The sequence below is a fragment of the Archangium sp. genome, from assembly GCF_036388035.1.
Lineage (GTDB): Bacteria > Myxococcota > Myxococcia > Myxococcales > Myxococcaceae > Archangium.
This window is the reverse complement of the sequence record NZ_DASVSO010000553.1, coordinates 1-9,801: the sequence shown is the minus strand read 5'-3', so window position 1 is coordinate 9,801 and position 9,801 is coordinate 1. Positions and strand designations below refer to the sequence as shown.

Annotated in this window: 9 protein-coding genes; 7 read left to right on the top strand and 2 right to left on the bottom strand. The window is 69.5% G+C overall.

Annotated features, from left to right (window positions below; translation table 11 throughout):
- The 6 genes from VF697_RS22280 to VF697_RS22255 all read left to right on the top strand — a co-directional run.
- Window positions 1–219: MYXO-CTERM sorting domain-containing protein (locus tag VF697_RS22280; RefSeq protein ID WP_331098150.1), on the top strand; the 219-nt coding region annotated here is incomplete at its 5' end.
- A 111-nt stretch (window positions 220–330) separates the two neighbouring features.
- Window positions 331–525 carry a hypothetical protein gene (locus tag VF697_RS22275; protein ID WP_331098148.1) on the top strand — a complete coding sequence of 65 codons (195 nt, stop codon included), beginning with the start codon at window positions 331–333 and terminating at the stop codon, window positions 523–525.
- Between the two features lie 108 nt (window positions 526–633).
- Window positions 634–1,671, top strand: a complete 1,038-nt coding sequence (locus VF697_RS22270) for a hypothetical protein (RefSeq protein WP_331098146.1) — start codon at window positions 634–636, stop codon at window positions 1,669–1,671.
- Window positions 1,672–2,229, top strand: coding sequence for a 16S rRNA (guanine(966)-N(2))-methyltransferase RsmD (gene rsmD, locus VF697_RS22265; RefSeq protein ID WP_331098144.1), 558 nt, complete (start codon window positions 1,672–1,674; stop codon window positions 2,227–2,229). It abuts the gene before it with no gap.
- 33 nt (window positions 2,230–2,262) lie between these two features.
- Window positions 2,263–2,745, top strand: a complete 483-nt coding sequence (coaD, locus tag VF697_RS22260) for a pantetheine-phosphate adenylyltransferase (protein WP_331098142.1) — start codon at window positions 2,263–2,265, stop codon at window positions 2,743–2,745.
- 147 nt (window positions 2,746–2,892) lie between these two features.
- Window positions 2,893–4,083, top strand: coding sequence for a pyridoxal phosphate-dependent aminotransferase (locus VF697_RS22255; protein ID WP_331098140.1), 1,191 nt, complete (start codon window positions 2,893–2,895; stop codon window positions 4,081–4,083).
- A 45-nt stretch (window positions 4,084–4,128) separates the two neighbouring features.
- Here the strand turns inward: VF697_RS22255 and VF697_RS22250 are convergent, their stop codons facing one another.
- Both VF697_RS22250 and VF697_RS22245 read right to left on the bottom strand, forming a co-directional pair.
- Window positions 4,129–5,346, bottom strand: a complete 1,218-nt coding sequence (locus VF697_RS22250; protein WP_331098138.1) for a cytochrome P450 — start codon at window positions 5,344–5,346, stop codon at window positions 4,129–4,131.
- Window positions 5,347–5,401: 55 nt separating this feature from the next.
- Window positions 5,402–6,091: a hypothetical protein gene (locus VF697_RS22245; RefSeq protein ID WP_331098136.1), complete on the bottom strand. Its 690-nt coding sequence runs from the start codon at window positions 6,089–6,091 to the stop codon at window positions 5,402–5,404.
- 155 nt (window positions 6,092–6,246) lie between these two features.
- On the opposite strand from VF697_RS22245, the gene carB reads away from it, so the two are divergent.
- A complete protein-coding gene (gene carB, locus VF697_RS22240; protein WP_331098134.1) occupies window positions 6,247–9,474 on the top strand; it encodes a carbamoyl-phosphate synthase large subunit in 3,228 nt (1,075 codons plus the stop codon).
- Window positions 9,475–9,801: the final 327 nt, after the last annotated feature.

Below are 9,801 nucleotides of genomic sequence, written 5' to 3'. Positions count from 1 at the left end.
GGTGGCGGTGGCGGTGGCGGTGGTGGAGGTGGTGGCGGTGGCGGTGGCGGTGAAGGCGAGGGCGGTGAAGGCGAGGGCGGTGGCGGGACGGGGGGAGCGGTCGTCCCCCTCTCGCTGGATGTGGGCTGTGGATGCGGAGCCTCTTCCGGCCCGGGGCTCTGGGCCGCAACGGTGCTGCTGGGGCTCTGGGCCGCGCGCCGTCGTCGGGCGGGTGACTAGCGGGGGCGGTCAGGCATCGCCACTCAATCGCTCGGTTGCCTGCCTGCCATTGGGAGCCCCGCGCTCCGAGTGGGACCTTGCCGAGCGCGGGGCCTGCGTTAACTCAACCAGATGATGGAAGTGCATGCGCCTGCGCGCGACTACACGATTCCCGAGGGCTGTCCCTCCTGTGGCGCGGACCTGCCGGTGCGCGTCTCCCAGGCCGGGGCGAAGGGCGTCTGCAAGTACTGCGGATGGTTTGGCCGCCCGCTCGTCACGGTGACCCATGGAGGCCTCCGCGTCACGTACGAGGGGGCAGAGGCCTGAAGTCCCACCACCGGGCCCCACGGGAAGCGGTCCGGGGTGTGGGCCTGAACGAAAATCCCACCATGTAACTTGCGGCGCCCCTCTGGAGCGGATGATCCTCGGCTCCGGATGAACGTGCTCGACAAGGTGCTGACGCTGCGGCCGACGAGCGTGGTGGCTCGGCTGGGGACTGCCTCGCGGCTGCCCGTGCTGAACCCCCGCGAGCTGTTGAAGGCGCTCGAGAAGGTGCCCGCGGCGCTGCCGTGCGTGCCGGTGCCAGTACGGGCGATGCTGCCCGGGCTGCTGGCGGCCGCGCGAGGCGAGGACGCGGTGGTGGGGCTCATGTGCCCGCATCCGCTGGCGGACCGGGGCGCGGCCGAGCGCTTCATGGCGGCGGTCCAGCAGGTGGCGGAGGTGGACGCCCATGCACGGCCCGTCTTCCTGCAGGCGGGGCCGGTGCGGGTGTCCAAGGCCGAGCCGGAGGCGCTGGGACAGCTCCAGGCGGGCATCTTCCGCCTGGTGGACGCGGGCTTCTCGCTGGTGTCGCTGGACGTGTCGCGGCTGCCGGTGGACGCGGCGGTGGAGGCCGTGCGGAGGCTGTCCGGGGCGGTGGTGGAGCGCGAGCTGTCGCTGGAGGTGTCGCTGCCGGCGGGCCACGAGGGCGACGAGCTGGAGGGCGCGCGTGCGCTGCTGGAGGGGTTGCGGCGGCAGGGCCTGGCGGTGCGCTTCCTCCGGGTGCCCGCGAGCATCCTGGGCGAGGAGGAGTCGGACGTGGAGTTCCTCCGTGGCCTGGTGGAGCTGACGGGGCAGCTCGGCGTCGGGGTGGCGGTGGGGGATGCGGGGCGGCGCTCGGTGCGGGCCCTGCCGACGTACGTGGCCGCGGGCGTGAAGAAGGTGGAGTGCGCGGCGCCCTTCGAGAAGCTGGCGCTGGGCGCGTACCCGGCCTCGGTGCGTGCGAGCCTGGAGCAGAAGGCGGAGAAGGCGGGCCTGGGCGCCGGAGAGCTGATGGCGCTGCTGGGCGACCAGCTCACGCCCCTGGGCGAGCCGGAGGCCTCGCGGCTGGAGGCGCTCTCGTTCGCCGAGGCCTCCGAGGTGCTGGCGTTGCTGGGCGCCTCGCGGACGGGGTGGAAGTCGATGCAGTTTCTGGCGGAGAACCGGGGCGACTAGATGCGCATCGTGGCAGGTACGGCGAAAGGGCGGGCGCTGGCGGGCCCCAAGGCGACGTCGAAGCACATCCGTCCCACGGCGGACCGGGTGCGCGAGACGCTCTTCAACGTGCTCGGCCAGTGGCTGGACGGGCAGAGTGTGTTGGACCTCTACGCGGGCACGGGGGCCCTGGGCCTGGAGTCCATCTCGCGAGGGGCGAAGAAGGCGGTGCTGGTGGACTCGGACCGGGAGGCCCTGTCGCTCTGCCGGGCGAACACGGACACGCTGGGCTTCACCTCCCAGGTCGAGCTGTTGACGCAGCCCGTGGAGAAGGCGCTCGGGGTGCTCGGGCGCCGGGGCGACAAGTTCGAGCTCATCTTCGCGGACCCTCCGTACGCGGCGAAGGTGGTGGAGGGGGTGCTGGACGGCGTGGGCAAGCACGGGCTGCTGGCGCCCGGGGGCATGCTGGTCATCGAGCACGACAAGCGGGAGGCGGCCCCCGAGTCCCACGCGGGTTTCCAGCAGGTGGACCAGCGGCGGTTTGGGGACACGCTGGTGAGCTTCTTCCGCATTCCTTGACCGGGTGCCGGGGGGCGTCGAGACTGGACGCGCATGCGCACTGCCATCTACCCCGGCTCATTCGATCCGCTCACCAACGGCCACCTGAGCATCATCCAGCGTGCGCTCCAGATGTTCGATCGCGTGATCGTCGCGGTGGCGGTGAACCCGAAGAAGGTGCCGCTGTTCTCCGAGGAGGAGCGCAAGCAGATCATCCTCGAGGCCTGTCCGGATCCGCGGGTGGAGGTGGACGCCTTCCACGGCCTGCTGGTGGAGTACGCCAACCGGCGCGGGGTGAACGTGCTGCTGCGCGGGCTCCGGGCCGTCTCCGACTTCGAGTACGAGTTCCAGCTCGCGAACATGAACCGCAAGCTGGCCCCCGGCATCGAGACCGTCTTCATGATGACGGGCGAGGACTACTTCTACGTGTCCTCGCAGCTCGTCCGGGAGGTGGCCTCCTTCGGTGGCAACGTGGAGGGGCTGGTGCCTCCCAACGTGCTCAAGAAGCTGCGGGCCCGGTACGCCAAGAAGGACTGAGGGTGAACCCCAGGCGCCTCACGGACGCGAAGTCGGGGGCATGACGCAGTGAGGCGAAACCGGCTCCCCTCGCACCCGTGAGGGGATCTGTTCATTTCCAACGCCGCTCCGCTTGTCCCCCCGGGGGCGCGCTGCTAGGCACCGGCCATGAATCTCGCGAACCGGCTCAAGGTGATCAAGCCGTCACCCACGCTCGCCCTCAACGCGAAGGCGAAGGCGCTGGCGGCTCAGGGCGTGGACGTGGTGAGTCTCGCGGCGGGCGAGCCCGACTTCGACACGCCGGACTTCATCAAGCAGGCGGCCATCGAGGCCCTGCGCCAGGGCTTCACCAAGTACACGCCCACGGCGGGCATCCCCGAGCTGCGCGAGGCCGTCTGCGCGAAGCTGGAGCGGGACAACCGCCTCACCTTCGCGCCGGACCAGGTGGTGGTGTCGGTGGGGGCCAAGCAGGCCATCTACAACGCCTTCCAGGCGCTGCTCAACGAGGGCGACGAGGTCATCATCCTGGCGCCCTACTGGGTGAGCTACACGGAGATGGTGACACTCGCGGGCGGCAAGCCCGTGGTGGTGGAGACGCGCGAGGAGAACGGCTTCGCGCCGGATCCGGACGCCATCCGCCGGGCGCTCACGCCGCGCACCAAGGCGCTGGTGCTCAACAGCCCGAGCAACCCCTCGGGAGCGGTGTTCTCCCGGGCCGCGCTGGAGGGCATCGCCGAGGCGGTGCGCGGGCACGACTGCCTGCTGCTCAGCGACGACATCTACGAGAAGCTGCTCTACGAGGGGCAGTTCCTCAACATCGGCAACGTGGCGCCGGACCTGGTGCCCCGGCTGCTGGTCATCAACGGGATGAGCAAGGCCTTCTCGATGACGGGCTGGCGCATGGGCTACGCGGCGGGTCCCAAGTGGCTCATCGCGGGGATGCAGATGATCCAGGACCAGTCCACGTCCAACGCCCCTTCCTTCTCGCAGAAGGCGGCGGTGGCGGCGCTCAACGGCCCGAGGGACTTCTTCGTGCCCATGGTGGAGGAGTACCGGGGGCGGCGGGACATGGTCGTGGACGCGCTCAACAAGCTGGAGGGCGTCCACTGCCGGCGTCCCGAGGGCGCCTTCTACGTGCTGCCCAACGTGCGGGGCCTCTTCGGGCGCACCTACAAGGGCACGCCGCTGACGGGCTCGATGCAGCTGTCCGACATCCTCCTGAACGACTTCCGCGTCGCGGCGATGCCGGGCGCCCCCTTCGGCGTGGAGGGCTACATCCGCATGAGCTTCGCGACCTCGCGCGAGCAGCTCCGCAAGGGCCTGGATCGCTTCAAGGAGCTGGTGACCTCCCTGCGCTGAGCCCCTCGCCGCGGGTCGCGGCGAGGGAGGGTGCCCGCTCGGCGGTCAGAAGGTGACGTGGAGCGCGCTCAGCCGCTTGCCCAGGGGCGGCGACGGCTCCCACTCCTGGCGCTCCAGCCGCAGGTTGGGGAAGCGGGGCAGGAAGGTGGAGAAGAAGACCTGGGCCTCGAGGCGCGCCAGCGCGGCGCCCAGGCAGTAGAAGGCCCCGTAGCCGAACGTGACGTGCTTGTTCTGCTTGCGGGTGATGTCGAAGCGGCCCGCGTCGGGGAACATCTCCGGGTCCCGGTTGGCGGAGGCCAGGCTCACGAACACGAGCTGCCCCGGCTCGAGCTGCTTGCCACCCACCTCGAGCTTCGTGCCAGCGATCCGCGCGATGCTGCCGCCGATGCCCCCATAGCGCAGCATCTCCTCCACGGCGGACGGCATCAGCTCCGGGTTGGCGCGCAGCAGCGCGAGCTGGTCGGGGTACTCGAACAGCGCCGACAGGCCGTTGCAGATGAGGTTGGCCGTCGTCTCGTGACCCGCGAACAGGAGCAGCACGCAGTTGGCGGCGATCTCCTCCCCGTTGCGCACGTTGCCCGCGGCCTCCTCCTCCACCAGCACGTTGATGAGGTCCTTGCGCGGCGTGCGGCGGTGCTCGGCGATGATGGGCCGCATGTAGTCGGTCATCTCCAGCACGCTCTTCTGGCTCTGGAGGAGCTGCTCCATGCTGGAGGCCGTGAAGATGGGGAGGAGATCACGCGACCAGCGCTGGAGCAGCTCGCGATCCTTCGTGGGCACGCCCAGCATCTCGGCGATGACGTTGGCGGGCAGCGGGTAGGCCAGCTCGCTGACGAACTCCGCCCGGCCCCGGGCCTGTGCGGCGTCGACCAGCTCGGTGGTGAGCTCCTGGATGCGCGGACGCAGCGCCTCCAGCGTGCCGGGCGTGAAGTACTTCTTGAGGATGCGCTGGAAGCGCACGTGGTCCTCGGTGGAGTCGTTGCCCATCCACAGGCGGATGGAGTCCCGCAGGGGGCGGATCTGCTTGCGCGCCTCCTCGGGCATCGCGTCCAGCCGGCCCGTGCCGGTGGCCGGCAGGAAGCGCGGGTCCTTGAGCACCGCGTGGACGTCGGCGTAGCGGGTGAGCAGCCAGCCGCCGAGCTGGGGGCTCCAGTGAACGGGATCCTCGGAGCGGATCCGGTTCAGCAGCGAATGGGCGTTCTCCATCGCCTCGGGCGTGAAGAAGTCGTAGCTCGGCGGGGTCGAGGTGTTTTCTTTGAGCATGTGAGGGACAGGGTGAGGCGGGGAAGTGCGGAGCGACGGCTCGAGGTCGCTCCTGTCAGTCCGTGTAGGCGAACGCGCGCCAGCCCTCGCCCGTTTCCCGGTACAGGAGGACGGCGGCGTGCCCCGACAGGTTGGCCACGGCGGCATACACGTCGCCACGCGGGACGATGGCTCCGAGGCGGGCGGGGGGCTTGCCGTACTTCTTCTCCATCTCCGCGTACGGGAGGACCTCGATGTCGTAGAGGGTGATGAGGTCCGTGCGCTTCTGCCGGAGCTGCTTGACCCACGTCACCACCAGGGACTCGGGGGTGTCGAACCGCCGCTCCTCGAGCTGGAAGGGGTAGGAGAGCAGCGGGGCGATGGTGCGCACGTCGTTGGAGAGCAGATAGGTGAGCAGGTAGCGGGCGTCATCGCGCACCATCTCGTGGGGCGTGTTCGGGGTGTTCGACGCCGCCTGCGCGGGAGCCTGTGCAGTGGGGGCCGGAGCCTGAGCGGGGGCCGGAGCCTGAGCGGCGGCGGCGGGCGCCTCGGCCGGAGCCTCCGGCTTCGGAGCGCGCGGGCGACGGGCCGGCTTCTCGGCGGCCGGAGCGGAGTCGGCGGCAGGAGGGGCCGCTTCAACGGGAGCGGGAGCTGGCTCGGCTGCCTTGGGAGCGGGCTCAGCCGCGGGTGCGGGCGCTTCCTGGGCCTCCTGGGCGAGGACGGGAGAGGCGGCGGAGAGGAGCAGGACCAGGGACCAGCGACGCATGAGACCTCCGGAAACGCGCCGACTCTAGCAGAGGGCCCGGCATCCGGGGCCGTCCCCCCTCTGCTCGCGAGTGGGCATCATTTCCCACTCTCCAGCTATCCCGACACACACGATTCGTGCAAGCGGGGGCGAACGTTGGTATTGGCCCCCCCTCGATGCCTAAGCGAAACGACATCCGGAAGGTTCTGGTCATCGGCTCCGGCCCCATCGTCATCGGCCAGGCGGTCGAGTTTGATTACTCTGGGACCCAGGCCACCAAGGCGCTGCGTGAAGAGGGCGTCGAGGTCGTTCTCCTGAACAGCAATCCGGCGACGGTGATGACGGACCCGGAGTTCGCCCACCGCACGTACATCGAGCCCATCACGGTCGAGGTCGCCGAGCGGATCATCGCCCAGGAGCGTCCGGACTCGGTGCTGCCCACCATGGGCGGCCAGACGGCGCTCAACCTGGCCAAGGCGCTCGCCGAGCAGGGCATCCTCGAGAAGTACGGCGTGCGGCTCATCGGCGCCTCGCTGGAGGCCATCAACAAGGCCGAGGACCGGCTGCTCTTCAAGGAGGCCATGCAGCGCATCGGCGTGGCGCTGCCCCGGAGCGGCTACGCCACCAAGATGTCCGAGGCCCTCGCGCTGGCGGACGACATCGGCTTTCCGGCCATCATCCGGCCCTCCTTCACCCTGGGTGGAACGGGCGGAGGCATCGCCTACAACCGCGAGGAGTACGAGGCCATCTGCCGCTCCGGCCTGAAGGCCAGCCCCACCTCCACCATCCTCATCGAGGAGAGCGTGCTCGGGTGGAAGGAGTACGAGCTGGAGGTGGTGCGCGACTCGGCGGACAACGTCATCATCGTCTGCTCCATCGAGAACCTGGACCCGATGGGCGTGCACACGGGGGACTCCATCACCGTGGCCCCGGCCCAGACGCTCACGGATAGAGAGTACCAGCGGCTGCGCGAGGCCTCGCTGCGCATCATCCGGGAGATTGGCGTCGACACGGGCGGCTCCAACATCCAGTTCGGCGTCAACCCGCGCGACGGGCGCATCGTGGTCATCGAGATGAACCCGCGCGTGTCACGCTCCAGCGCGCTGGCCTCGAAGGCCACGGGCTACCCCATCGCGAAGATCGCCGCGAAGCTGGCCCTGGGCTACACGCTGGACGAGCTGCGCAACGACATCACCCGCGACACCCCCGCGTCCTTCGAGCCCACGCTCGACTACGTGGTGGTGAAGATTCCCCGCTTCAACTTCGAGAAGTTCCCCCACGCCAACCGCACCCTCGGCACCAGCATGCGCGCGGTAGGCGAGGTGATGGCCATTGGTCGCACCTTCCGCGAGGCCTACCTCAAGGCGATGCGCTCCATGGAGACCGGCCGCACGGGCCTGGAGCCGCCCGAGCTGCCCGAGAACAAGGAGGAGCGGCGCAAGGTGCTGCGTGACTTCGTGCGCGTGCCCCGGCCCGAGCGGCCCGGCTACGTGGCGCAGGCCTTCCGCGAGGGCATGACGGTGGAGGAGGTGCACGAGCTGTCATCGATTGATCCGTGGTTCCTCCGCCACATCCAGGGGCTGGTGCTCGAGGCGCGGCAGATCCAGGAGCTCGGCTCGCTGGACAAGGTGCCGGACGAGGTGCTGCGCACGGCGAAGGCGGACGGCTTCGCGGACAAGTACCTCGCGCAGCTCCTGGGCTGCACCGAGGGCGAGGTGCGGGCGCGCCGGCACGCGAAGGGGATTCGCCCCGTCTACAAGCGGGTGGACACCTGCGCCGCCGAGTTCGAGGCCTACACGCCCTACCTCTACTCCACCTACGAGGAGGAGGACGAGGCGCCGCCCACCCAGCGCCAGAAGGTGCTCATCCTGGGCAGCGGCCCCATCCGGATCGGCCAGGGCATCGAGTTCGACTACTGCTGCGTGCACGCGGCCTTCGCGCTGCGCGAGGCCGGGTACGAGACAGTGATGGTCAACTGCAACCCGGAGACGGTGTCCACCGACTACGACACGTCGGACCGCCTGTACTTCGAGCCGCTCACCATCGAGGACGTGCTGGAGGTGGCGCAGCGCGAGAAGCCGGTGGGCGCCATCGTCCAGTTCGGCGGCCAGACACCGCTGCGCCTGTCCGTGCCGCTGGAGAAGGCGGGGCTGCCCATCCTCGGCACGTCGCCGGACGCCATCGACCGGGCCGAGGACCGCGAGCGCTTCTCCCAGCTGATCGAGAAGCTGGGACTGAAGCAGCCGGAGAACGGCGTGGCGCGCAGCCACCAGGAGGCCTACCGCGTGGCCGAGCGCATCGGCTACCCGGTGATGGTGCGCCCCTCGTACGTGCTGGGCGGCCGGGCGATGGAGGTCGTCTACGACCAGCACAGCCTGGAGCGCTACATGCGCGAGGCGGTGAGCGCATCGCCGGAGCACCCGGTGCTGATCGATCGCTTCCTCAAGGAGGCCATCGAGGTGGACCTGGACCTCGTGGCGGACAAGACGGGCGCGGTGCTGGTGGGTGGGGTGCTGGAGCACGTGGAGGAGGCGGGGGTGCACTCGGGTGACGCGGCGTGCACGCTGCCGCCGCACTCGCTGTCGCCGGACCTGGTGGAGCGGATGAAGGATCAGGCCATGGCCCTGGCGAAGGAGCTGGGCGTGGTGGGCCTGATGAACGTCCAGTTCGCCATCCAGGGAAAGACCATCTACGTGCTGGAGGTGAACCCGCGCGCGAGCCGCACGGTGCCGTTCATCTCGAAGGCCACGGGCCGGGCGCTGGCGAAGCTGGCGTCGCTGTGCATGGTGGGCAAGACGCTGGCGGAGCTGGGCGCCACCGAGGAGCCCGAGTTCAAGCATGTGGCGGTGAAGGAGTCGGTGTTCCCGTTCGCGCGCTTCGCCGGGGTGGACGTCATCCTCGGCCCGGAGATGAAGTCGACGGGCGAGGTGATGGGCATCGCCGACGACTACGCCTCGGCCTTCGCCAAGAGCCAGCAGGCGGCGGGCGTGAAGCTGCCGAAGAGCGGCAAGGTCTTCATCTCGGTGAAGAACGACGACAAGCCGGCGGTGGTGGACCTGGCGCGGCGGCTGCGCTCGCTGGGCTTCAAGCTGGTGACCACGACCGGCACGCACCAGTACCTGGCCACCAAGGGCATCGAGACCGAGGAGGTGCTGAAGGTGACGGAGGGCCGGCCGCACATCGTGGACAAGATCGTGGATGGCGAGATCGTGCTCGTCATCAACACCACGTTCGGCAAGCAGGAGATCGCCGACAGCTTCTCCATCCGCCGCGAGGCGCTGATGCACAGCGTGCCGTACTACACGACCGTGCAGGCGGCGCGGATGACGGTGGGGGCGCTGGAGTCGTTGCAGCGCAAGGAGCAGACGGTGCGTCCGCTCCAGGATTACCTCGCCAAGAAGTAGGGCTCCCCCTCCTCAGGAGCCGCTCGCCCCCCATGTAGGACTCTTCCCCTCTCCCTTTGGGAGAGGGAGGTGGGTTGGAACCCGTCACGGCCTGTGAGGCCGTAGAGGCTTCCCTTATGATGGGCGGGCGTGCCCTGGCTGATGCCTGGGTTCTGGTCACGCGTGCATGCACCTGCTCAGCAGTGCTTCCGGAGAGGAATTGTTGCCCATGCTCGGAGCCTTTGATCCCATCCCCCATGCCTCGCGGTGTCTTGAAGGACTGCCGCTCGCGAGGGGGGGTGGTCCGACGTTGTCCGCTGTCCGTGACCTTGTGCCTGGCTCGAAGGG

Coding starts and splice junctions, on each gene's coding strand:
- VF697_RS22275 (WP_331098148.1), top strand. CDS start 331: ATGATGGAAGTGCATGCGCCTGCGCGCGACTACACGATTCCCGAGGGC.
- VF697_RS22270 (WP_331098146.1), top strand. CDS start 634: ATGAACGTGCTCGACAAGGTGCTGACGCTGCGGCCGACGAGCGTGGTG.
- rsmD (WP_331098144.1), top strand. CDS start 1,672: ATGCGCATCGTGGCAGGTACGGCGAAAGGGCGGGCGCTGGCGGGCCCC.
- coaD (WP_331098142.1), top strand. CDS start 2,263: ATGCGCACTGCCATCTACCCCGGCTCATTCGATCCGCTCACCAACGGC.
- VF697_RS22255 (WP_331098140.1), top strand. CDS start 2,893: ATGAATCTCGCGAACCGGCTCAAGGTGATCAAGCCGTCACCCACGCTC.
- VF697_RS22250 (WP_331098138.1), bottom strand. CDS start 5,346: ATGCTCAAAGAAAACACCTCGACCCCGCCGAGCTACGACTTCTTCACG.
- VF697_RS22245 (WP_331098136.1), bottom strand. CDS start 6,091: ATGCGTCGCTGGTCCCTGGTCCTGCTCCTCTCCGCCGCCTCTCCCGTC.
- carB (WP_331098134.1), top strand. CDS start 6,247: ATGCCTAAGCGAAACGACATCCGGAAGGTTCTGGTCATCGGCTCCGGC.